17 protein-coding genes and 1 pseudogene are annotated in these 24,572 nt (G+C 63.9%); 14 read left to right on the forward strand and 4 right to left on the reverse strand.

The window, feature by feature from the left end; translation table 11 throughout:
- Nucleotides 1-9: 9 nt before the first annotated feature.
- From ACW9UL_RS06670 to ACW9UL_RS06685, 4 genes and pseudogenes are all read right to left on the reverse strand, one after another.
- Nucleotides 10-2,187: a sensor domain-containing phosphodiesterase gene (locus ACW9UL_RS06670; RefSeq protein ID WP_457789641.1), complete on the reverse strand. Its 2,178-nt coding sequence runs from the start codon at nt 2,185-2,187 to the stop codon at nt 10-12.
- A gap of 244 nt (nt 2,188-2,431) precedes the next feature.
- Nucleotides 2,432-4,204, reverse strand: coding sequence for an acyl-CoA dehydrogenase C-terminal domain-containing protein (locus tag ACW9UL_RS06675; protein ID WP_457789642.1), 1,773 nt, complete (start codon nt 4,202-4,204; stop codon nt 2,432-2,434).
- A complete protein-coding gene (locus ACW9UL_RS06680) occupies nt 4,201-4,809 on the reverse strand; it encodes a TetR/AcrR family transcriptional regulator (protein ID WP_130022014.1) in 609 nt (202 codons plus the stop codon). The genes ACW9UL_RS06675 and ACW9UL_RS06680 overlap by 4 nt, the downstream gene beginning before the upstream one ends.
- Nucleotides 4,810-4,931: 122 nt before the next feature.
- A pseudogene (locus tag ACW9UL_RS06685) lies at nt 4,932-6,119 on the reverse strand (acetyl-CoA C-acyltransferase family protein); the annotation flags it as partial.
- A 169-nt stretch (nt 6,120-6,288) separates the two neighbouring features.
- On the opposite strand from ACW9UL_RS06685, the gene ACW9UL_RS06690 reads away from it, so the two are divergent.
- The 14 genes from ACW9UL_RS06690 (at nt 6,289) to ACW9UL_RS06755 (ending at nt 24,565) form a co-directional block, all read left to right on the forward strand.
- Nucleotides 6,289-7,287 carry an AraC family transcriptional regulator gene (locus tag ACW9UL_RS06690; protein WP_457789644.1) on the forward strand — a complete coding sequence of 333 codons (999 nt, stop codon included), beginning with the start codon at nt 6,289-6,291 and terminating at the stop codon, nt 7,285-7,287.
- Between the two features lie 326 nt (nt 7,288-7,613).
- Nucleotides 7,614-8,600, forward strand: coding sequence for an NAD(P)H-dependent flavin oxidoreductase (locus tag ACW9UL_RS06695; protein ID WP_457789646.1), 987 nt, complete (start codon nt 7,614-7,616; stop codon nt 8,598-8,600).
- Nucleotides 8,590-9,465 (forward strand): crotonase/enoyl-CoA hydratase family protein, encoded by an 876-nt coding sequence (locus tag ACW9UL_RS06700; RefSeq protein WP_457789648.1) that lies wholly within the window; start codon nt 8,590-8,592, stop codon nt 9,463-9,465. The genes ACW9UL_RS06695 and ACW9UL_RS06700 overlap by 11 nt, the downstream gene beginning before the upstream one ends.
- Before the next feature lie 139 nt (nt 9,466-9,604).
- A complete protein-coding gene (locus ACW9UL_RS06705; RefSeq protein ID WP_457789650.1) occupies nt 9,605-11,467 on the forward strand; it encodes an FAD-dependent oxidoreductase in 1,863 nt (620 codons plus the stop codon).
- 589 nt (nt 11,468-12,056) lie between these two features.
- Entirely contained in the window at nt 12,057-13,340 is a 1,284-nt protein-coding gene (locus ACW9UL_RS06710) for an acyl-CoA dehydrogenase family protein (RefSeq protein WP_130022026.1), read from the forward strand.
- A 51-nt stretch (nt 13,341-13,391) separates the two neighbouring features.
- Nucleotides 13,392-14,525 (forward strand): saccharopine dehydrogenase family protein, encoded by a 1,134-nt coding sequence (locus tag ACW9UL_RS06715; protein ID WP_457789652.1) that lies wholly within the window; start codon nt 13,392-13,394, stop codon nt 14,523-14,525.
- Nucleotides 14,526-14,535: 10 nt separating this feature from the next.
- Nucleotides 14,536-16,095 (forward strand): AMP-binding protein, encoded by a 1,560-nt coding sequence (locus ACW9UL_RS06720; RefSeq protein WP_395505574.1) that lies wholly within the window; start codon nt 14,536-14,538, stop codon nt 16,093-16,095.
- Between the two features lie 17 nt (nt 16,096-16,112).
- The gene (locus ACW9UL_RS06725; protein ID WP_457789654.1) at nt 16,113-17,351 is read left to right on the forward strand and encodes a thiolase family protein; all 1,239 of its coding nucleotides are present in this window, start codon (nt 16,113-16,115) and stop codon (nt 17,349-17,351) included.
- A gap of 11 nt (nt 17,352-17,362) precedes the next feature.
- Entirely contained in the window at nt 17,363-18,733 is a 1,371-nt protein-coding gene (locus ACW9UL_RS06730; protein ID WP_457789656.1) for an NAD(P)/FAD-dependent oxidoreductase, read from the forward strand.
- Nucleotides 18,734-18,775: 42 nt separating this feature from the next.
- Complete coding sequence (locus ACW9UL_RS06735; RefSeq protein WP_457789658.1) at nt 18,776-19,498, forward strand: hypothetical protein; 723 nt, start codon at nt 18,776-18,778, stop codon at nt 19,496-19,498.
- Between the two features lie 21 nt (nt 19,499-19,519).
- On the forward strand, nt 19,520-20,995 hold the full coding sequence (locus tag ACW9UL_RS06740) for a flavin monoamine oxidase family protein (RefSeq protein ID WP_457789660.1): 1,476 nt from the start codon (nt 19,520-19,522) through the stop codon (nt 20,993-20,995).
- A gap of 9 nt (nt 20,996-21,004) precedes the next feature.
- Nucleotides 21,005-21,661 (forward strand): c-type cytochrome, encoded by a 657-nt coding sequence (locus ACW9UL_RS06745; RefSeq protein ID WP_457789662.1) that lies wholly within the window; start codon nt 21,005-21,007, stop codon nt 21,659-21,661.
- 34 nt (nt 21,662-21,695) lie between these two features.
- Complete coding sequence (locus tag ACW9UL_RS06750) at nt 21,696-22,361, forward strand: hypothetical protein (RefSeq protein WP_457789664.1); 666 nt, start codon at nt 21,696-21,698, stop codon at nt 22,359-22,361.
- Between the two features lie 335 nt (nt 22,362-22,696).
- The gene (locus ACW9UL_RS06755) at nt 22,697-24,565 is read left to right on the forward strand and encodes a DUF1302 domain-containing protein (RefSeq protein WP_457789666.1); all 1,869 of its coding nucleotides are present in this window, start codon (nt 22,697-22,699) and stop codon (nt 24,563-24,565) included.
- Nucleotides 24,566-24,572: the final 7 nt, after the last annotated feature.

A 24,572-nucleotide genomic window follows, 5' to 3' on the forward strand; every position in this document is an offset into this window, starting at 1 on the left:
GAGCCACGTTCAGGCGAAGGCGCGACTCCAGGACTGGAAGTCGCGTCCGGAGATCGGCTTGCTGATGCAGTAGCCTTGGGCCTCCTCGCAGCCCCAGCCGGAGAGCATGTCCATGGCCTCGGTCGATTCCACCCCTTCGGCGACCACCTCGATGCCCAGGCTATGGGCCAGCTCGATGATCGTTTTGACGATGGCCGCCGACTCCTTGTCGCTACCCAGGCCACTGACGAAGGACTGATCGATCTTGATGTAGTCCACCGGCAGTTTTCTCAGGTAGGACAGGGAGGAGTAGCCGGTGCCGAAGTCATCGATGAATATCTTGAAGCCCGCTTCGCGCAACCGCGTGAGCACCTGCCGGGCAGCCGCCAGGTCCTCCATGATGCAGCTCTCGGTAAGCTCGAACTGAATCCAGTCCGGGGCGCCGCCCCAGGTTTGCAGGGCGCGCGCGATCTGCTCGTTGAGCTGCGGGTCGCGGATGTCGTGGGGGGACAGGTTGATGGCAATCGGAACGGCTCGACCTGCGTCATGCCACAGATGGCTTTCCCGGACTGCGGCCGCCAACACCCAGTAGGTCAGCTTGGTGATCAGGCCCGCACTCTCGGCGAAGGTGATGAACTGGCTGGGGCTGATCAGGCCTCGTTCGGGATGCTCCCAGCGCACCAGGGCTTCCACGCCGCTGACCCGTTTCGAGCCCATGCGCAGCTTGGGTTGAAACAGCAGGAGCAGTTCGTCGCGTTCGATGGCGCGCCGTAGGTCGGTCATCAGAGCCAGCCGCTGGGCGTTGTCGCTATCCAGCGAACCGGCATATATCGCCACTCTCTCCGCGCCCTGTTTGGCGCCGTAGCGGGCGACATTCGCGCGGCGCAGCAGGGCATCGGGGTCGTTGCCATGTCCGGGGAACAGCGTGATGCCGATACTGCAGTCGCTGTGCACCAGCAGTTCGCCCAGCGCCAGCGGTGCCTGGAGCGTCTGCGCTACGTCGCGCGCTACCTGCATCGCCTGACTGGCGTCCTGCCCCGGCAGCAACAGGGCAAAGGCGGATTCGGCGATCCGCGCCAGCCTTTCCTGCGGCTCGCCACGCTCTTGCAGCCTGGCCGCGAGTGCCTGCAGCAGCCGGTCGCCTTCGCGGTAGCCGAGGGTTTCATTGATTTCCCTGAAGTTGTCGACCTCGACATGCAGCAAGGCTAGCGGGGCGTGCGAGTCGCCCGAGCGGGCGATGGCTGTGCTCAGGGCCTCGTGCATGGACAGTCGATTGGGCAGGCCGGTCAGTTCGTCAAAATAGGCCATTGTGCGTATGCGCTCTTCGGCGCACTTGAGCTCGCTGATATCGGTGATAAAGCCCTCCAGGGCAAGTACCTGCCCATCTGCAGAGTAGATGCCGCAGCCCTTGTCCCAGACCCATTTGGTCTGGCCATTCGGTGTCTGGATCCGGTAGCTGGACTGGTAGGGTTGGCGCTTCTTCAAGGCCTTGGCAACCCCGCGGCGGAGCGTTGGCAGGTCGCCTGGGTGAATGATATCCACCATCTTGACCCGCCCCTCGATCAGATCGTCGGCGGTATAACCGGTAAGTTTCAGGCAGCCCTCGCTGACCAGTTCGAGGCGCCAGGAGAGGTCGCTGCGACAGCGATACGCCACGCCGGGGAGGTTGCCGATCAGGGTCTGCAGGGTGCGCTGACTTTCCCGTAGGCCATCGATCTCGACCAGCTCCCGGGCGAGCCGATCCGCCAGCTCACGCTGGCCGCTGCGCTGCTCGATCAAGGCGGCGATGTGCCGGGCCAGCAGCTCAAGCGCCTCCAGCTGCGAGGCATCGAGAGGCTTGGGTAGGGTGTCGGCGACCGCCAGCACACCGACCATTTCGCCTCCCGCCAGGGCGATGGGGACACCGGCAAAGCACTTGATAAAAGGCGGCCCGGCTACCAGAGCGCAGTGGCGCAAGCGCTCGTTGGTCGAGGCATCCGCTACCTGAATCCGCTCCTGGGCAGTGGTGACGGCGGCGCTCGACGCGCCTTGCCAGGCGTTCTCGCCATCGGCCATGCCCAGTAGCGCGCCGCACCAGTCGCCGCCTTGGTCCGGGAACGTCAGCATGGCCATTTGCACCTGGCAGGTGAGCGCCGCCAGCTTGACGAAGCCCTCGAGTTCCGCGGCGGACAGGGGGGCGCACGTAGCACGAAGCTGAACAGCTGCCATGGTCGCTCCTCCAGCGGACATGCATCGACGCGATAGTAGGAGGCTCCAGCGGTACTGCTGCCCGTAGCCAGGCGCGCGAGGGCCAGGGCTAACCAGGCTCTGCTATCAGTGTAGCCGCGCAGTCGGGACGGCATGGCGGCCATCAATTGGCATGCGGCCCGCGCCGGGGGGCATCGAAAAAAAAAGCGCGGCTTACGCCGCGCGAACGCTCAACTGGGTCCTGGGGCAGGGGTGAACCAGGGGGCTAGAACTGATCCGCCGTCAGTTCGTAGAGGCTGTCGGCGCCGCCGCGTATGCAGGCACTCAAGCCTTCGATACGCGGCAGAATGCGTTTGAAGAAGAAGCGCGCAGTGGCCTGCTTTGCCGAGTAGAAGTCCGGGTCCGAGGCCTGTCTGGCCTTCGCTGTGCTGGCCATTCGCGACCAGACGTAGGCATAGGCGACGTAGCCGAACAGGTGCAGGTATTCCACCGAGGCGGCGCCCACCTGGCGAGGGTCCTGCTGGGCCTGGTCACGGATCCAGGCGCTGGACTCTTCGAGCCGTTGCACGGCATCCAGCAGCGCATCGCGATGCTCGACGCCGGGCTCTTGGGCGTACAGGCGGATTTCCGCGAGAAACTCGTCCAGCGCATTGCCGCCATCGGCGAGAACCTTGCGCCCAAGCAGGTCCAGCGCCTGGATGCCATTGGTGCCTTCGTAGATCTGGGTGATGCGGCAGTCGCGGACCAGCTGCTCCTGGCCCCATTCGCGGATATAGCCATGGCCGCCGAAGATCTGCTGGCCGTGCACCGTGGTCTCCAGCCCCATATCGGTCAGGAAGGCCTTTGCCACCGGCGTGAGCAGGGCTATCAGTTTCTCGGCGCGCTTGGCGGTGTCCTTGTCCTCGCTGTACTTGGCGGTGTCGAGTTGCATGGCGACGTAGCTGGAGAAGGCGCGGCCGCCCTCGTTCAACGCCTTCATGGTCAGCAGCATGCGGCGCACGTCCGGATGCACGATGATCGGGTCGGCGGCCTTGTCCTTGGCGACCGGGCCGGTCGGTGCGCGGCTCTGGATGCGCTCGCGGGCGTACTCGATGGCGCTCTGGTAGCTGCGCTCGCCCAGGGCCAGGCCCTGGATGCCGACACCCAGGCGCTCGTAGTTCATCATGGTGAACATGGCGTTGAGACCCTTGTTCACCTCGCCGACCAGGTAGCCGGTGGCGCCGTCGAAGTTCATCACGCAGGTGGCCGAGGCCTTGATGCCCATCTTGTGCTCGATCGAGCCACAGGACAGCGAGTTCTTCTCGCCCAGCGAGCCGTCGGCGCCCACCATCAGCTTCGGCACCAGGAACAGCGAGATGCCCTTCGGGCCGGCCGGTGCGTCCGGCAGCTTGGCCAGCACCAGATGGATGATGTTCTCGGTGAGATCATGTTCCCCGCCGGTGATAAAGATCTTGGTACCGCTGATCTTGTAGCTGCCGTCGGCCTGAGGCTCGGCCTTGGTGCGGATGATGCCGAGGTCGGTGCCGGCGTGCGGCTCGGTCAGGCACATGGAACCGGCCCAGCGGCCTTCGTACATGTTCGGCAGGTACTGCGCCTTCAGCTCTTCGCTGGCATGGTTGAGGATCGACAGGCAGGCGCCGGCGGTCAGCATCGGGTACAGTCCGAAGGACAGGTTGGCCGAGTTGACCATTTCCTCGACCTGGGCGCCGATCACCTTGGGCATGCCCATGCCGCCGAACTCGGGCGAGCCGCCGACACCGACCCAGCCACCCTCGGCGTAGGTCTGGTAGGCCTCGGGGAAGCCGGTCGGGGTCTTCACCGCACCGCCTTCCCAGGAGCAGCCTTCCTCGTCGCCGCTGCGGTTGAGCGGCGCGATCACGCCGGCGGTGACCTTGCAGGCCTCCTCGAGGATGGCGTGTGCGGTGTCCATGTCCAGGCTGTCGGCGAGCCCCGGCAAGGCGGCCCATTGCCGGCCGACGTCGAAGACCTCACTGAGGACGAAGTGGATATCGCGCAGGGGCGCCTGGTAGTTGCTCATGGTCGGTTCTCCAAAGTCGACAAGGGGGTGGTGGCCGTCAGCAGGCGCACCAGGGTCTCGCAGCGCTGCCGCTCGCTCAGCGGGTAGCGCGCGAGCCACAGCGGCAAGTGCTCGAACAGCTCCAGGGCGGCAACGCCGGTCTGCTCGGGGCCGGTGCAGCCGGTGGCGCCGAGCAGCGCATGGAGCTTGTGCTGCACCTGCTGACGCAGCCGATCGATGTACTGCCGTTGGCCAGGCTTCAGACAGTCGGCGTCGCGGGCTGCCAGCTGGAAGTGCAGCGGATGGGACTCGTGGAGCGCTATCAGGCGCTGGATCACCTCCTGCAGGGTCGCATCGGCGGATTCGCGCTGATGGCGACGATCGAACAGCGACAGCAGTGCCATGTAATGCTCTTCGATGAACTCCTGGAGCAACTCTTCCTTGCTGGAGCAGTGGTTGTAGAGCGAGCCCGCGGTCAGTTCGAGGTGGCTGGCCAACTCGCGCAGGCTGACCTGGGCGAAGCCGCGCCGGGCAAACAGCTCCAGGGCCCTGGGGCGGTTGCGCTCGAAGCGCGAACCGGTTCCGGCGGGGCGCGAGATGGCTTGCACGCACTTGGCTGTGTTCATGTTGCAACCCCTCAGAGGCGGTGTTCGGGAGCGGCCTGTACGAGACGCGCCGAAGGAGCCGGCCGGGAGCGCAGCACCCTCATCGTGGGTTGGGTGCTGGCGCATTTCCGGACCGGCCCCCTTCAGACGCGTTCGAAGATGACGGCGATGCCTTGGCCGCCACCGATGCACATGGTGGCCAGCGCATAGCGACCCTTGATCCGGTGCAGTTCATGGATCGCCTTGGTGGCGATGATGGCGCCGGAGGCGCCCACCGGGTGGCCCAGGGAAATGCCGGAGCCGTTGGGGTTGACCTTGTCTGGATCGAAGCTCAGCGCATGCGCCACCGCACAGGCCTGGGCGGCGAAGGCCTCGTTGGACTCGATCACGTCGAGGTCGGCCAGCGTCAGCCCTGCACGCTGCAGCGCCAGACGAGTCGCCGGGATCGGGCCGAGGCCCATCAGGGTAGGCTCGACACCGGAATGGGCATAGGCCACCAGACGCGCCATGGGCTGCAGTCCTTGTTCCTTCACCGCTTCGCCGCTGGCCAGCAGCAGGGCGCTGGCGCCGTCGTTGAGGCCCGAGGCATTGCCAGCGGTGACGCTGCCCCCCTCGCGGAAGGCCGGCTTCATCTTCGCCAGCTGCTCCAGGGTCAACTCGCCGCGCACGTGCTCGTCGGTCTCGAATTGAATGACACCTTTGCGGGTCTGGATCTCCACCGGCACGATCTGCTCGGCGAAGCGCCCTTCGGCGATCGCGCGGGCCGCGCGTTGCTGGCTCTGCAGGGCCAGGGCGTCCTGCTCCTCGCGGCTGATGCCATGCAGCTGGGCGACGTTCTCCGCGGTGATGCCCATATGGATGCCGTGCAGCGGGTCCTGCAGGGCGCCGAGCATGTAGTCGAGCATCTTGGCATCGCCCATGCGCGCACCCCAGCGTACGCTGGGTACCAGATAGCCACCCTGGCTCATGGATTCGGCGCCACCGGCGACGGCGATGCGCGAATCGCCCAGCAGCAGGCCCTGGGCGGCGCTGACGATGGCCTGCAGGCCCGAGCCGCACAGGCGGTTGACCGTGAGTGCCGGCGCTTCCTTGGAAATCCCGGCCTGCAGGGCCGCCACGCGGCTGATGTAGGCGTCCTTGGGGGTGGTGGGAATGACGTGGCCGAATACCACGTGCTCCACCTGTTGCGGGTCGCAGTTCGCCCGTTCGAGGGCTGCGAGGGTAACCAGCGTTGCGAGCTGGGCGGGTGGGGTGTCCTTCAGGGTGCCGCCATAGGTGCCGATGGCGGTGCGTACCGCGCTGACGACGAAAACTTCGGGTCTGTTCATCCGAGACGCTCCTGGTTCGGTAGTGGAATGACCGCGAGTCTAGGGCGTGAGGCCGGCCGTCTCCTATGCCAGAATTGCGCAGGTGCGGATGACGAATTTGGACATATCGCGTGTTATGAAAACGTCTAGTGCGGGGCCATCTGACGAACGAACGGTCCGCAAGGGTGATTCGGTGGCGGCTTATTTCGTCAAGGCGGCCGTGCACCGCTTGGCCCATGTGCCGCAACGCGCCGAGGCGCTGCTGCGTGAGGCCGGCATCGAGCCGGCCCGCCTCGATGATCCGTCGCAGCGGGTACCGGCCGAGTCGGTCGCACGGCTGTGGCTGCTGCTCACCGCGGAGCTGGGCGACGAGTTCTTCGCCTTCGACTCGGGCGGCATGCCCCGCGGCGCCTTCGCCATCATCTGCCGCAGCGTTGTGCACGAGCCGGATCTGGGCCGAGCGCTGCGCCAGTGCCTGTCCGGCTTCAACCTGTTCCTGCGGGATATCCACGCGCACCTGGAGTTGCGGGGCAATCGTGCCGCCATCGTGCTGCACAACCGCATCGCCGATCAGGCCATCCGAGGCGTCGCCGAAGAGATCTACCTGAGCATGGTGATCGGCGTGGCCTGCTGGCTGGTAGGGCGGCGAATCAACCTGGATCACACCCAGTTCGGCCATCCGCAGCCGCCCCATGGCGCCGATCCGCTGCTGTGGGGCCCCTGGATCGAGTTCGATGCGCCCCGCACCGAAGTGGAGTTCAGCGCCGTCCAGCTGTCCCTGCCGACGGTGCGCAACTTCGCCAGCCTCAAGCAGTTCCTGCGCCAGGCGCCGGAAGGGGTGGTGGTGCGCTTTCGCAATCGGGCCGGGCTGGCAGCCGGCGTCTATCGCCGCCTGAAGGCGTCTCCCGAGCTGGACTGGCCGTCGCAGACCCAGATGGCGTTGGACGTGGCCATGAGCGAGTCGGCCTTTCGCCGGCAACTGGAGCGCGAGGGCTTCTCCTATCAGGCGCTCAAGCACGAGGTGCGCAAGGCGCTGGCCTTCGACTATCTCAACGACAGCAGCCTGAGCATTTCCGAGATCGCCATTCGCTGCGGTTTCCAGGAGCCCAGCGCGTTTCACCGGGCCTTCCGCCAATGGACCGGCATGAGCCCGGGTCGCTACCGCTCCGCGCAAACCACGGGGCGCGATTAGGCCGCAGCCGGACAGCGCGGGAAAAGCCTTCGCGCTCCCATGCCGCAGCGGCTCAATTTGCTACGACACGAGGCCAGTCGGGAAATCCGAGCGACTACCAAGTCGGCCGACTCTTCATCGCCCCAGCCCGGGCAACTCTCTTCACCAGTTCGAATCCGCTGCTGATCCCTGGATGGGATTTCTTGCAAGTGGCGAACATGCAAAATTAAAGTAACGTGTGTTACGTTAATATGTGCGTCGATCTTGTTCTGCGCAGTCACGGGGCGTCGGATCGCTCAATTGCATCTGCGATGTCCTGTTTTCATGACGGTTCGAAGGAGTTCTAAATGCATACAAGAATTACCGAGCTGACGGGTACGCGGTACCCGATCGTTCAGGGCGGAATGCAGTGGGTCGGTCGGGCCGAATTGGCCAGCGCGGTCTCCAACGCCGGTGCCCTCGGCATACTGACGGCGCTGACCCAGCCGACGCCCGACGCGCTGGCGGCGGAGATCGCGCGGTGCCGGTCGATGACCGACCAGCCATTCGGTGTCAACCTCACCGTCCTGCCGACCACCACGCCGCCACCCTATGCGGACTACGTGACGGCCATCATCGAAAGCGGGGTGAAGGTGGTGGAAACGGCGGGGCGCAGTCCCGCCGACTTCATCGAGCGATTCAAGGCCGCCGGCATCAAGATAATCCACAAGTGCACCGCCGTCCGTCATGCCCTGTCGGCCGAGCGGGCGGGTGTGGATGCCGTCAGCATCGATGGGTTCGAGGCCGCGGGGCATCCCGGCGAGGACGATGTGCCGGGCCTTGTCCTCATCCCGGCTGCGGCGGCGGCCTTGCGGATTCCGATCCTTGCCTCGGGCGGCATCGCCGATGGCCGTGGCATGGCGGCGGCTCTGATGCTTGGTGCGGAAGGCATCAACATGGGCACGCGTTTCATGCTGACGAAGGAAGCACCGATCCACGGCGCTATCAAGGACGCGGTCGCAGCGGGCAGCGAGCTGGATACTAATCTCATCTTCCGCGCTTTCCGCAACACGGGCCGGGTATTCCGCAATGCAGTCTCGGATGAAGTGGTGGCGATCGAACGACGCCCAGGGGCGACGTTCGAGGACATCAGGGCCTTGGTCGCGGGTGCGCGTGGGCGTGCCGCATTGGAGGGCGGAGAGGTGGATGGCGGCCTCCTCTGGGCAGGGCAGGCTATCGGCCTCATCAAGGACGTGCCGAGCTGTGCCGAACTCATCGAGCGCATGGTGAGCGACTGCCGCCAGGCCATCGCCCGCGGCGCGGCGCTGACGCAGGAGAACGCCCATGTCCTATAAGACGATCCGCTATGAGGTGGGTGACGACGGGGTTCTGCTGCTCACCCTGTCGCGCCCCGAGCAACTGAACGCCTTCACCGTCGAGATGTGTAGCGAGTTGGCCGACGCCTACCAGCGGGCCAGTGGCGACGATGCCGTGCGCGCCATCGTCGTGACCGGGGATGGGCGAGCCTTCTGTGCGGGCATGGATCTCTCGGTCGACGGCAATGTCTTCGGTCTGGATGAGAGCCTGACTCCTACGCTGGAGGACATGCGCCAACGTCTTGATACGCCGGAGATCCTGCAGGGCGTGCGCGACACCGGTGGACGGGTGACGCTAGCGATGTACGACTGCCTGAAGCCGATCATCGGCGCGGTCAATGGTGCGGCGATCGGCGTCGGCTCGACCATGTTGCTGCCCATGGATTTCCGTTTTGCTTCCGATAGGGCGCGCTTCGGCTTCGTTTTCGGCAAGCTCGGCGTCACCGCCGAGGGCTGTTCCAGCTGGTTTCTGCCGCGCCTGGTGGGCTTGGAGCAGGCGCTGGAGTGGTTTTACCGGGCCGAGATCTTCGACGCCAACGAGGCGCTGGAGAAGGGGCTGATTCGAGCAATATTGCCCGCCGAAACGCTGGTGGACGAAGCTCGCGCCTTCGCCACTGCGCTGGTCAAGGACCGCTCGCCGGTATCGATCGGGCTCATGCGCCAGATGCTGTGGCGAAACAGCGCGCAGGCGCACCCGCTCGCCGCGCATGAGGTGGAGTCGCTGGCCATGTTCTATACGAGCCAGGCCGATGGCCGGGAAGGGGTCCAGGCGTTCCGTGAAAAGCGGCCTGCACGCTTCTCCGCCAAGGCATCCAGCATGCCGCCTTTCTACCCTTGGTTCTAGACGGTTCGTCACCCCCAAAAAAGAAGCGAGCGCCAGCGATGGCCTGGTTAGTTGCGACTGGTTCCCTCGGCTTGACATAAGAGTTGAGCTCTTTTGCAGAGGGGACGTCGCAAGAACACCAGCAAACGGAGTCAGAATAATGAGCGATGTAGAACACACCCAATTGCCATCGGGAATGGGAATCCTGATCGAAGCCGAAGATTTCGACAGCTACGGTGGTTGGGTCCTCGATTCCCAGTTTGAAACGGTGATGGGCTCTCCCTACCTGCTTGCCCATGGCCTTGGTCGCCCAGTGCCCGATGCGACCACCGTTGTCTCCATCGCCAATGCTGGTGAATATGACGTGTGGGTGCGCGCAAAGGACTGGGTGCCTGCGCATCATCCCGGCCGGTTCGCTCTGTCGATCAACGGCACTCTGCTCGAAACGGAGTTCGGCGCGAATGGTCAGGATTGGTCCTGGCAGTGCGCCGGAAAGGTTTCGCTTCCGCAGGGCGATGTGGCCTTGGCGCTACACGACCTGACAGGCTTCGACGGTCGCTGTGATGCAATTTATCTCTGTCTGGATGGAGTGCCGCCGCCAAACGACGTTAATGCGGCCAGCCGAGCTTGGCGAAGGGCCCTGCGCGGTCTTCCGGACAAGCCGGTTGATGCGGGAGAGTACGATGTGGTCGTCGTTGGCGGTGGCATTTCCGGCTGTGCAGCAGCGCTCGCCGCCGCGCGTCTCGGTCAGCGCGTTGCGCTGATTCATGACCGTCCAGTTCTCGGCGGCAATGCAAGCAAAGAGATTGGTTTGATGCCGCGTGGTACTCAGGGCGCCCTGCTCAAGGAGTTGTCTGCGCGAACCGCTGATGGCGACCTGGCGGCCTTTTCATTGCTGGAAGCTGAGCCGACCGCGACGGTGTTCCTCGAGCATCGCACTGTCGCTGTCGCCACCGAGGGCGCGAGGATCGTCTCGGTCAATGCCGTTCAGGCTCGCGGCGGTCATGAGCGCTGCTTCAGAGGCGCCGCATTCATTGACTGTACTGGCACGGCAATGCTGGGCGTTCTCGCAGGGGCGCAGACCATGTTCGGACGGGAGGCAAAGTCAGCTTTCAATGAGCACTATGCGCCTGAGGTCGGCGATGACATGCACCATGGCAACACACTGTTCTTCCGTACACGGATGGCTGAACACCCAACTCCGTTTCCAGACGTTCCCTGGGCGACCGAGGTATCCAAAGACTACGCAAACCTCAGTGGGCAACTGGTTGAGGCTGGTGTCGAGAACGGTCCCGGCCCGAAAGCCGGAGCAAATCCTGACACACCGGAGTTCAGGTTTGGCAGATCCTCCGATACTTTCCCTGCGACCCATTTCTGGGAATATGGCCAGTGGCTCGACCCCTACGTCGAGGGAGAGCATATTCGCGACTATCTACTTCGGGCACTCTATGGGACGTTCTCGAATGTCAAAAACCTTGAGCCCGAGAAATACGCGAATCTTGAACTGGAGTGGATCGCCCATGTTGCTGCGCAGGGCGAGTTCAGGCGATATCTCGGTGACTACGTCCTCACGGAGAACGACATCCGCGACCACAAGCAATTCCCCGACACCTTGATCGCCAATGATGGATCGTTCTGCATTCATTGCGCATGGGAACCAGGCGAGGGCAAGTACAATTTCCGTCTCAAGGACTGGATCTTCGACGCACGTGACAAGGAGTCGTACGAGATCCCGTTCCGTTGCCTCTACTCGGCTAACATCGACAACCTGTTGATGGCCGGTAAGCACATCAGTGTCACGCATGTCGCCGGCTCTGCAACCAAACTCATGGGCAACGGCGCACAGCATGGCGTTGCAGTCGCCGCTGCGGCTGCCCTATGCAACAAGCTCGGTACTACACCACGTGGCCTGTATGAAAATCACCTCGACGAACTTAAGGGCCTCGTGCACCAACTCACTCGCTGCGATCACGATATGGCAAGCCATCCGCCTGTCAGGCAGTTTGAGTCGGTTCCTGGCTAGCAGAGGGGGATCGGCGGACCGGCTGGGCCGTCGATCAAACATGGTGGGTGCTACTCAGGTCCGTCACAGGCCAGCTGCTGGGACGCCCCGGCAGTTGTTTTCCCTGATCGAGCACTTTGGGCAGAGATAAAAGTGTGTGAAGCGGAGCAGCCTAGCGGATCGATACTGCTCCATCTCCAGAGGGGCCTACGCTGACGGATGTTTGGTCATTCGTGATCGATAGAGAAATTTCCTGGCGAACATGCGATTCGCCGGTTTGCAGGTGCGAACCGGCGTGTCGCCCCGTTCGCTGACTTTACGACTGAATTTGCTGAAGACCGACGGACGTCTGAAGTCGACGCGCTGGATACGAACGAGTGATCCTCGGATGCTTGGCCGCAAGACCAGCGTGCCGCCGTTCTGCCCCTGATTCTGACGAATCAGCCTCCTTCTAACCCTTGCCTTATCGCAAACGGAGCCCTCGTTTCCACGAACGGTTCTTTAGGTGTCTTTTTACATAACAAAAGATTTGCATAACAAGTGTTGCGTAAAATTGAGAGCATGGTTAGAGTGAGGCGAAACAACAAAACGCCTCCAGGAGGTGCGACAGATGATTACCCTCAAGCCCACCCTGACTCTGCCGGCTGCCGGGCTCACCGGTTTCGAGACCCCGCTGAGCGAAGAAGAAGCTGCGATCCAGTTCTCAGCGCACCGCTTCGCCAAAGAAGTGTTGCGTCCGTTGGGACGCGAGCTGGACAAGATGAGTGCCGACGAAGTGGTCGCGCCAGGCTCGCCGTACTACTCGGTCTTTGGCGAGTTCGCCAAGCTGGGCCTGGATCCGACGCTCCTGGCGGAGCTGCCGGCTGAGATGGGGGTGCGTGTTGAATCGATGATCCTTGAGGAGCTGGGGTGGGGCGATTCAGGTCTCGCTGTGTCCCTGGGATGCGCTGGCTTCCCGCTGCAGATGGCTGTTGCCGCCGGCAATGCTGAGCTGGTGGAGCTTTGTCAGGGCAGGATCGGCTGCTGGATGGCGACCCAGCCTGATCGCGGCAGCGACAATCAGTTGCTCGACGTCGCTCGAGACTGGCCGGCTGGCACTCCGGCCAATATTGGAAACCTGACCGCCAAGGTGGTCGGTGACGAGATCATCATCAATGGCCAGAGCTCGGCCTGGGTATCCAACGGTGCCGTGGCTCAGGTGGCCTTCGGTCTGATGTGCGCCGACTACGGCGACGGCTTCTACGGCAAAGACGGCCTGCCCCACGGTATCGCGGTAATCGTGCCGCTGGATATCAAAGGCGTCTCCAAGGGCAAGCCTTTGGCGAAGATTGGTCAGCGCTCGCTGCCGCAGGGCGAGACTTATTTCGACAACGTGCGCGTGCCGCGCCGCTTCGCCATTGCTGAGCGCGACAACTACTACGGCACGCTCAGCTCGTCTTGGTCTCATGCCGGCACCCTCATGGCGCAGGTCTTTACCGGTGTTGCTCGAGCAGCCTTCGAGCTGGCGCTGCAGTACTGCCATGAGCGCCGCCAGGGCGGTCGCATGCTGATCGACCATCAGATGACCCGCCTGCGCCTGGGCGAGATGCTGCGGCGCGTCGAGACCGCTCGCGCCGTCGCTCGCCGTTCGCTGAGCTTCGCCCGTCTGTCGCCACAGACGCATCCTTATGCCACCGCCTCGGCCAAGGTCACGGTCACCGAGGAGGCGCTGGCCGTGGTCCAGGAGGCCTTCCGCCTGTTCGGCGGCAACGGCACCACCCTCGAATACCCAATCGAGAAGCTGCTGCGTGACACCCAGTCCGCCCTGATCGAAGACGGTGAGAACCGCATCCTGACTATGCGTCTTGGGCTGCTCGCACAGCAGCTCTATGCCGAAGGTTGGGCTCAGAACTGATCCACCCGCTCCACCAGACCATTCATCCAAGAACAAAACGAGGTACTCGAAATGGCCAAATATCCTGTCGTTGTCTATGGCGCTAGCGGCTACACCGGCATGCTGACCATGGACTGGCTGATTGACCAGAAAATCCCGTTCACGGCTGTGGCGCGCAACGCCGGTCGCGCCAAGGAAATGATGGCGCAGCGCGTCGTCGGCCTGGAGACGGCCACCTATGAGCTGATCGAGTGTCCGCACGAGGTCGAGGCCCTGACCGCCGTGTTCAAAGGCGCGAAGGTCGTCTGCAACACCGTCGGCCCGTTCGTCAATTTCGGTCTGACCACCGCCGAGGCAGCCCTGAAAGCCGGCTGCCACTACCTGGATCCGGCTGGCGAGCAGGAGCACATCCGTGCCCTGCGTGACCAGTTTGGTGAACTCTATCGTCAGGCCGGCCTGCTGCTGTCGCCGTCGCTGTCCTACATGTACACCTACGCCGAGATCGCCGCCGAGCTGGCCTTGGAGACCCCCGGTATCGACTCCCTGGAAACCGCCACCCTGACCCGTGGTCCGCGTGTCGGCGCCGCCGGTGTGACCGTGGGCTCCACTGCCACCATCTTCGAGGGCTTCCGCCATCCAGGTGCTTACCTGTGGGAGAAGGAGCTGATTCCATACGCGCCAAACAGCAGCTTCAACGTGGTCTGCCCCAGCTTGCTCGAGTCGGTGTTCTGTCTGCCGTGGGGTGGCACCTCGCTGCCAATCTATTTCCAGAATGATGGCCGAGTGCGTAGCTGCATGTCTTGCGTCGGCTTCTACGATAACCCGGTAATGAAAATGGTCCACGGCCTCGGCCAGAAGTGGGAAGCCGAGTACAAGCACCTACCCAAGGAACAGCAGGATGCAGTGATCCAGAACCTGGTGGATTCCACCACGCCGAGTATGCCTCCGCGTGAGCGCAGCACCCTGCAGCGCACTGTGGACTTCGCAATTGGTCGCGGCCAGCTGGGGGCGGTGCGAGCCACCGTACATGGCATCACTCCTTACATTTCCACCGGCGCGTTGCACGCTGCTGCTGCTGCCAGGCTGCTGGACAACGACACCGCCAAGGTGGGCTTCGCCTCGTCGTCCAAGGCCTTCGGCCACCGCTACATGCTCGGCTTCCTCGAGCAGCGTGGCCTGGCTCGCGCAACCATCACCCAGCTGTGAAGTGACGAAAATGGCGATCATCGATTTCTTCGACCGCGGCTGGCGGATCAATCCGCGCGGCGCCGCCTATATCCAGGACGGCGCGGTCACAACCTTTACCGATGCGGGGGAGATGTCCTGCCGCATCGCCAACGCACTGCTCGCTAGTGGATTCGCACCCGGAACCAAGGGCGCGGTCTGGGCGGCCAACGATGTGACGGCCTGGCTCTGCGCCTTGGGTCTGTGGCGCGCCAATATGTGCTGGATTCCAGTCGGCGCGCGCAACGCGCCCGAGGAAAACCGCCATGTGCTGGACGCCTTCGACTGCGAGGTACTGTTTTTCCAACAGGAGTTCGCCGAGACCATTGCTGCCCTACGCCCGCAGTTGCCGAAGATCTGTCAGTGGGTCTGCATCGATGGCGAGGTTGAGGGGGCGGAATCACTCGAGCAATTCATCGCGCAACAGCCGGCGAGCGATCCACGTGTCGCCGTCGATCCGGACGACGTGATCTGGCTCGGTCCAACTGGCGGAACCACGGGCCTGCCCAAGGGTGTGATGAATACCCATCGTAGTGTGCAGACCGGCTTTGCCCACGTGATGATCAACACGCCGTACCCGGCGGGTGCCAGGCCGGTCAATCTGGCTGCCGCACCCATGACTCACACCGCTGGCCTGCTATCCATGCCTTGCACGGCTAGGGGCGGCACCGTGGTAATCATCACCAAACCGGAACCCCAGATGCTGCTGGCGGCCATCCCCACGTACAAGGTGACGGAGTTCTTCCTGCCGCCGACCGTGATCTACCGGCTGCTAGACATTCCTGATTTGAACAAGAAAGTCGACTTCTCGTCGCTGCGCTACTTCCTCTACGGCGCCGCGCCGATGTCTGTGGACAAGCTGCGCAAGGCGATTGAGGTTTTCGGACCAGTCATGATTGAGGGGTACGGTCAGACCGAGGCGCCGGGCTCTATTGCTCATCTGACTCCGGGCGAGCATTTCCTCAATGGTGAAGTGGCCAGCGATGAGCGGCTGTCCTCGGTCGGACGGCCCAACCCGCTGATTCGTGTCGAGATCATGAACGACGACAACCAGATCCTCGCCCAGGGCGAAACCGGCGAGATCTGCGTGCGCGGCGACCTGATCATGAAGGGTTACTACAAGGACCCGCAGAAGACCGCGGAGACCATCATCGACGGCTGGCTGCACACCGGCGATATCGGTCACCTGGATGCCGATGGCTACCTGCATATCACCGACCGTAAGAAGGACATGATCATCTCGGGCGGCTTCAACGTCTATCCGAGCGAGGTCGAGCAGGTGCTCTGGGGCCATCCCGCGGTGCGCGACTGCGCGGTGATCGGCGTGCCGGACGAGAAGTGGGGCGAGGCGGTCAAGGCCGTTATCGAACTGAACGAGGGTCAGAGCGTCGACGCCGAAGCGCTGATTGCCCTGTGCAAGGACAAGCTGGGTTCGGTCAAGGCACCGAAGTCCGTCGACGTCGTCGAGTCCCTGCCCCGCAGCCCCGTCGGCAAGGTGCTGAAGAAGGACCTGCGTGCCCGCTACTGGCAAGGCGCCAGCCGGCGGATCTGAAGTCGAGGAGTCTTCTGATGGAACCGATTTATATTGCCGGTATTGCGATGACCGAGTTCGGTCGTCACCCGGATCGCAGCCTCGAGGACCTGGCCCTGGAGGCGCTCAACGGCGCGCTGGCCGATGCTGGCGCCCAGCGCGCCGATATCGGCGCGGTGTTTTACGCCGGTATCACCAACGGCGCGCTGCAGGGCCAGCTGTCCATTCCGGGGCAGGTGATCATGAGCAAGATCGGCATCGAAGGGGTGCCGGCCTACAACGTCGAGAACGCCTGTGCCTCCGGTAGCACGGCGGTGCATCTGGCGGTGCAGAGCCTGCGCGCCGGCGCCACCGATGTGGCGCTGGCCCTCGGCTGCGAGAAGATGGTGGTGGCCGACAAGGCGAAATCCTTCGCCCTGTTCGAAGCCGGCTGGGACGTCGCCCGCGCCGAGGAAAACTTCGCCATCCTGTCGAAGATGGGCGATGGCATCGTGCCGCCGCCCGGTTCGGAGTCCGATCGTCCGTACAGTCGCTTCATGTCCATCTACGCCGGTTTCTGCCGCTGGCACATGAAGACCTACGGCACCACCCAGCGGCAGATCGCGGCGGTATGCGCGAAGAACCACGGCCACTCGGTGCACAACCCTTACTCGCAGTTCCGCAAGCCCTTCACCATCGAGGAAGTGCTGGCGGCGCCGCCGATCACCTATCCGATCACCCTGCCGATGTGCGCGCCGATGACCGACGGCGCCGCCGCCGCGATCATCTGCACCGAGGCGGGCCTCAAGCGCATCGGCGCCGACCCCAAACGTTGCGTGCGCATCGCCGCCAGCGTGATCCGCAGCTTCACCCTGCGCAGCATGGATGAGACGGACAAGCACGTCAGCCATCTGGCCGCGCTGCAGGCCTACGAGACCGCCGGCCTCGGCCCGCAGGACATGCATGTCGCCGAGGTCCACGACGCCTCGGCCATGGGCGAGATCATCCAGGCGGAAAACCTCGGCCTGGCGCCGATGGGGCTGGGCGGGGTGTGCGCCGAACGCGGTGATTTCACCGTGGGTGGACGGATTCCGATCAATCCCTCCGGCGGCCTGGAATCCAAGGGCCACCCGCTCGGCGCCACCGGTATCGGTCAGCTCTTCGAGCTGACCACCCAGCTGCGCGGCGAAGCCGGTGCGCGCCAGGTCGAGGGCGCGCGCCATGCGATCCAAGAAAACGGCGGTGGCCTGATCGGCGTCGAGGAAGGCGCCGTGGCCGTTCACATTCTGAGCCGATAGGAGTACCTGTCATGTCAGCAGTCCGTCGCGGCACGAAAAACGGGACCAGCAGTGAAGTCGGGCAATTTCGTCGCCACGGCGGCTGGCTGGAAAGGCCGGCCGACCTGCAGCCGGAGCTGGAAAGCGATGTCAGCGCCGATGTGATAGTGGTCGGGGCCGGCTTCGCCGGCCTGTCCACCGCGTTGGAGCTGACGGCGCTCGGCGCCAAGGTGATAGTGCTCGAGCAGGAGTTCGCCGGGTTCGGTGCTAGTGGGCGCAATGCCGGCTACCTCGGTGGCAGCCTGGGCATCGAGTTCGAGTTCTTCCTCAAGCGCGTCGGCATCGAGCAGGCGCGGAAGATCGTCAGCTTCTACGACGAGGGCGTCAGCTACGTGGAGCACAGGCTCGACGAGCTTGGCATCGACTGCGACTACAACCGCTCGGGCAATATCCGCGTGGGCGTGCATCCCTCGCAGGAGAAGAAAGTTCGCAAGGCCATGCAACTCGGTCTCGAACTCGGCTCGCAGACGCAGTTTCTGGACGCCACCGAGATGCGCGCGCGCGGGATACCGCCGGCGTTTCTGTTCGGTTATGCCCAGCAGCACGGCGGCACGCTGGACCCCGGCAAGTATGTGCTGGGCCTGCGCCGCGCGGCGCTCGAGGCCGGCGTGCAGCTCTACGAGAACACGCCGCTGCTGTCGTACAGCGCAGGACAGACCGTCCGTTGCATGACCCGGCGCGGCTTCGCCAGCGCGCCATTTCTGGTGCTCGCCACCAACGCCTACACCCCGCAGCTCGGCCTGCTCAAGGACAAGATCGTGCCGCTGCGCGTCTCGGCGATCGAGACCGATCCGCTTTCCCCGGCCCAGCTGGCGACGCTGGGTTGGCCGGGGAGGGAAGGCCTGATCACCGCGCACTGGACCATGGAAAGCCACCGCCTGACGGCGCGCAACTCGCTGGTGATCACCACCAAGCGACTCGACTATGCCTATGGCGCGCAGACGCCGAACGAACCGGACCAGGCCGCCTATCGCGCCCTGGCCGCGGCGCTCAACGAGCGCCATCCGACCCTGCGCGGGCTGGGCATCCGCTCGACCTGGAGCGGCTACGTCAGCATGGCCTACGACGCCTTGCCGGTGGTCGGCGAGACCGGTGCCCACGACAACGTGCTGTATACCGCCGGCTGCTCGGGGCATGGCGTCGCCACCCAATCGCTGATGGGGCAGCTGCTCGCCGAGCGGATTGGCGGCATCGAGCATCCGCTGCTGGCCGCGCTGCGCCACAAGACGCCGTCCACGCTGCCCGAACCCCTGCAGTGGTGCGCCGTCAAGCTCGCCCTCGGGGCGGCAAACCGCATGGACGGCTGGACCAACAGCAGGGCGCGCCGCGCCGCCGGGCATTGAGCCTGGCGGCCAACTTCGATCATTTCTTTGGAATCCGAATCTATGAATGCCAACTCGAAAGAGGTCGTGCAGCTCACGGCCTGGGCCGCAATCCTGGGCGGCGTCTTCGCCTATCTGAATGTCGGTTTCATGTTGCTGGTCACCCAGGGCGACATGAATCTGTCCCTGCAAGGCGCCTACATGTTGGGCGCGTCGGCGCAGGTGCGTGAGTTCTTCCGCTGGTCGATGCTGGCGGATGTCCTCGGCTTCTACCTGCCGCTGCTGGTCATCGGCGGTTACTTCTGGGCCAGTTTCCGCGACAGGGCAGGGGCCCTGGGCGACATGGCGGTTCTGGCCATCGTCGTCTACGTCATCCTCGGGGTGGCCGGTGCCAGCCTGCAGCTGGCGGTGCTCAATCCGCTCGCCAGCCTGCATGCCGAAGGCGGCGAAGCCGCCAAGGCCGCCGCCGAGGCCGCCTGGACCAGCATCGCCACCGCCAGCCAGAAAGGCCTGTGGTGGTGCGAGGGCCCCGTCGTGCTGTTCTGGGGGCTGATCGTCGGCAAGCAGCTCAAGGACGCCGGCTGGGGCAAATCCATCCTGTGGCCGTTGAGCATCGTCGGCTGGTGTTTCGGCCTGTTCTTCGTCTGCGGCTTTTTCCAGAGCCTGGCCGTGCTGACCAATCTGCTGCTGGTCGTGGTCGTCCTGATCTTTCCCCTGTGGCTGCTGATGTTCGGCGCGCAACTGCTGCGTGGGCCGAAGTTGCGGCTGGCCGATCAACTTTCCTAACAACTGCGAGAGGCGCTCAGTATGTCCAAGAAGCCCAGCGTTGAAACCGGCCTCGATTCGAGGCGCAGGCAATTGTTGAAACTCGCCGGCGCCACCGCGGCCGTGGGAGGCCTAGGCCTGAAAGTAGGGCTGGCCAGTGCCAGCGAAGACGACCTCCAGGCAAGTGGCGTGATCGATGTGGCCATTATCGGCGGCGGTCTCGCCGGTTTGACTGCGGCCCGTGACCTGCAGCAGGCGGGTAACCACTCCTTCGTGGTCTTGGAGGCCAGGGACCGGGTCGGCGGGCGAACCCTCAACTACGAGGTGGGGGACGGCAATGTCTCGGAGGTCGGCGGGCAATGGATCGGGCCGGGCCAGACTGCCGTGGAGGACCTCGCGCGCCAGCTGGAGGTAGGTACCTTCCCGCAGTTCCACGAAGGGCGCACGGTCATCCTGGGCGGGGACGGTCGGCTGGAGATCGATCTCGAAGGTACCTTCGGCACCGACATGGCCGTGGCCGAGAAGCTCAGCGAGATGTCTCGCGATGTTCCTTCGGGCGCGCCCTGGAGGTCGGTGAAGGCCGCCGAGCTGGACAAGCTCTCGGTCGGTGATTGGCTGGCCACGCAGAACATCAAGCCCGAGGATCGCTCGGGCTGGGATGCCGCCCTGACGCTTACCGGTGGGGCAAGCCCGGCCAAGATGGGGCTGCTGCATTACCTGTCCATGATCAATTCGGCCAGCTGCGACTACGAGAAGCTCGATTCGATCAAAGACAGCGCGCAAGGCACCCGCTTCGTCGGCGGCTCGCAGATTCTCAGCACCAGGATGGCCGAGCAACTGGCCGACAAGGTGCGCCTGCAGTGTCCGGTGCGCAAGATTTCCGGCTGGGATGGCGAGGTCGTCACGCTGCACACGGACCAGGGGCTGGTTCGCGCACGCAAGGTCATCGTGGCCATCCATCCCGCGCTGTGCAATCAGGTGCAGTTCGAGCCGGCCCTGCCAGCGGCCCGTGCCGCGCTGCAACGTGCCTGGCCCGCGCACTCTCCGGCACGCAAGATCGCCATGGTGTATCGCCGTCCTTTCTGGCGGGACAAAGGTCTTAACGGGCACATCTTCCAGTCCAACGGCCCGATCATCTGGGCTTGGGACAATTCCCCGCCCAGCGGCGAGATCGGCATCATCAACGCCTTTATCTCCAACGCCAATCTGCCTTCGGATCATGCAACCGCCAAGCGCACCCTGGCGGAACTCTTCGCCCGCGCCTGGGGCGATGAAGCGCTGGAGCCGGTGGCCTTCCACGATCATGACTGGCGCTACGACCCCTGGTCGATCACCTGCGTCTCGGCCATCCCTCCGGGTTTCTGGACTACCCATGGCGAGGCGCTGCATCCGCCGTGCGGCAACCTGTTCTGGTCCGGTACCGAGACCGCCGATATCTGGGCGGGTTACATGGATGGCGCCGTGCGTTCGGGGCACAAGAGCGCCCTGCAGGTGCTCAATGCCCTGCGTCAGGCGTAGGAGGAAAAGATGAAGAAGTTGATAGCGTTGTCCGTCGTCGCGCTGATTGCCGGGCTGGTGGCTTTATATGGTCGGGATGCTCTCGATCTTTATCGCCTGATGGACCACATCGCCACGTCCAGCGAGGCCAGCGAGGCCGATGGCGGGCCGTGGCCGCGTCTGACCGATGCCTGCGCCGGCTGTCATGGCCGCCAAGGCCATTCACAGCATCAGCAATATCCGAGTCTGGCGGGGCAGCCCGCGCCCTACCTGGTGGCCCAGCTCCAGCGCTTTTCCAGTGGCGAGCGCGCCAGTCCCAACATGGGCCCGCTGGCGATGACCCTGAGCGAGGCCGATATCCAGTTCCTGTCGGCGTACTTCGCCAAACAGCCTGCCGCTGCGAACGGGTCGTTCCAGCCCGATGCCACGCTGCAGACGAAGGGCGAGAAGCTGGCGGCGAACGGCGGCTGCGCCGCCTGTCATGGCGAAGGGCTGATGGGGCGGGAGCAGTTCCCGCGCCTGGCCGGGCAGGGGCACGACTACCTGCTGGCGCAGCTGAATGATTTTGCCCACGGGCGGCGCCAGGACCCGACCGGTGCAATGACGGCCATCGCCGCGGCTCTGTCCGTGGACGATCGGCAGGCCCTGGCCCACTACCTCGCGGCGCTTCCCCCTGCGGCGAAGTGATCCATCAGTTCAGTATTCGATAGAGGCTATTGCTATGGAAATTAAGGAAGCTCTTGCGTTGCTTTCCAGCGTCTTCTTAATCGTTTGCGGCGTGGTGTACGGCCTCAAATATGTGCGGGTGCGAAAGAACTACCTGCTGGGTTTCGAGTGGCTGATCGTCGCTTTCTCCGCGTCGAATCTTCTGTTCTTCCTGCTGACGGGGTTTGGGCCTAGCTACAGCATCTCCTTCTTCCTCGATGCTTTTTCCCGCGCGTTCGGGGTGCCAATTGTGGCTGTGCTGGGCCTGATGGCGGTCACCCATAGCTACAAGCCGTCGGTTGCCAAGGACATCGTGATATTCACCGTCACCTTCGCCGCCACCTTCGTGCTGGTGCTGGCGGACTCCGTTCAAGGTCCGCTGCCGTATTTCTACCTGCTCATGTGGTGCTGCTACACGGTCTTTCTCGTCTATTTCAGCTGGCGACTGCTGCGTGCCGGCGAACATCTGCATGCCCTGCTCAATACGCTGGCGGCGGCGGCGGCTTTGGGGATCGCGGTCGTCTATGACTTCTTTCCGATCCCGGGGGACGACGACAAGATGGTGTTCATGATCTACGCCCTGACCGTCTGGGGTTGCCAGATCGTTCAGCAGTACTACGCCTATGGCGCGCTGGAGCGTGCGGGGGCGAGGGCGTCCGGCTCCCTTGCGCTGGCCCGCTGATCGAGTTGCGTATCTGCAGGGCGTGAGCCGTCGCCTGACGGCTCATTCTCGCTCCAGCTCATTGCAGTAAGACCGGCGCCTTCTGGTCCGCCTTCGGCGTGACAACGATGGCGCCATTATCGATGGCGTCGAAAGACCTGCCCCGAGTGATTGGGGCAACGGAGTTCATGGATTTGAACACAGTGCTGATCCCTCCCTGATTCTCCCAGCCACTAACCCTCCCAGGTTTCGCGAGTACGGTCCGGCCGCATCCCATGGTGCCGGACGGGGAAAAGTCGTCCGCGAAAAAAGCAAGCGCTTGCATACCCAACACAACAACAAGAGGTAGAGAACGCATGAGAAGGAAACAACCACGCTGGCAACCCACCCGCATAGCCTGTGCGCTGGGACTGGTCGCCGGCACCTGTGCTTCGGCGCATGCCGTCACCTTCAATGTCGGCGAGCTGGAGGGGCAGTTCGACTCGCAACTGTCGGTCGGTGCCAGCTGGTCGGTACGAGGAGACGACCCGGATCTGATCGCATTCAACAATGGCGGCGACGGCCTGGCGCCGTCATCGGACGACGGCCACCTGAATTTCAAGCGGGGCGAGACCTTCTCGAAGATCTTCAAGGGCGTGCATGACCTCGAGCTGCGTTATGGCGACAGCGGAGTGTTCGTTCGCGGCAAGTACTGGTACGACTTCGAGCTGAAGGACGAACAGCGCCTGTTCAAGGATATCGATGACTCCAACCGCAAGCAGGCGGCACAGGCCTCGGGTGCCGAGATTCTCGATGCCTTCCTCTACCACAACTACGCCATCGACGATCTGCCCGGTTCCGTACGCCTGGGCAAGCAGGTGGTGAGCTGGGGCGAGAGCACCTTCATCCTCAACAGCATCAACTCGATCAACCCGATCGACGTGGCGGCCTTCCGCCGTCCGGGTGCCGAGATCAAGGAAGGCCTGATCCCGGTGAACATGTTCTACGTCTCGCAGAGCCTGAGCGAGAACCTGTCCGCCGAGTTGTTCTACCAACTGGAGTGGGACCAGACCGTGGTCGACAACTGCGGCACCTTCTTCGCCCAGCAGGATGTGGCGGCCGATGGCTGCGACCATGAGCTGGCCGTTCTGCTGACCCAGCAGCAGCTCGCCGATGCAGGTTTTGCGGGCGTGGTTCCTGCGCTGCAGGCTAATGGTGTCACCTGGGGGACGCCGGACGAGGGCGTGATCGTGCGTCGTGGCGGTGACCGGGACGCGCGCGACGGTGGCCAGTGGGGGAGCGCGCTGCGCTACTACTTCGCGCCGTTGGATACCGAGTTCGGCGCCTACTTCCTCAACTATCACAGCCGGACGCCGTTCTTCAGCGCCACGGCGCCGGACGCATTCACCTACGGCGTTGCCGATCTCTTCGGCCCAGCGGCGCCGTTGGTGGTGGCGGGAAATTCCAGCTACTTCCTGGAGTATCCGGAGGATATCCGTCTCTACGGTCTGAGCTTCTCCACCACCCTGCCCAGCGGTACTGCCTGGAGCGGCGAGATCAGCTATCGGCCGAATGCGCCGGTGCAGATCAACACCACGGACATTCTCTATGCGGGGCTCACGCCGCTTACCGATCCGCAGTACGACAACGCCTCCATCCTCAGCGCCACGCCGGGTCGGGATCTGCATGGCTATCGGCGCAAGGAGATCACTCAGCTGCAGACCACCTTCATTCACTTCTTCGATCAGGTCATGGGGGCTTCCCGTCTGACTCTGCTTGGGGAGGTCGGTGTGGTGCATATCGGCGGCCTGGATCACTCCGGTGACGTTCGCTATGGCCGTGACCAGATGTTCGGCCCGGGGCCGCTGCCGAGCGGCGCCTGCCCGATCCTCAATAGCCAGTCCCTGGGTAACAACCCGAATGCCGAGAATGTCTCCAGGTACTGCGAGAACGACGGTTTCGCCACCAGCACCGCCTGGGGCTATCGCGCGCGGGCGATCTGGGAATACCCCAATGCCTTCGCCGGCGTCACGCTCAAGCCGAGCCTGTCCTGGTCTCACGATGTCGAGGGCTACGGCCCCAACGGCCTGTTCAACGAGGGGGCCAAGGCCGTCAGCCTGGGCCTGGATGCCGAGTACCAGAGCACCTACACCGCCAGCCTGTCCTACACCGACTTCTTCGGTGGCCAGTACAACACCTCGATCGATCGTGACTTCGTGGCCCTGAGCCTCGGCGTGTCCTTCTAAGTGGAGT

It is taken from the genome of Pseudomonas sp. PL-6 (genome assembly GCF_054110165.1).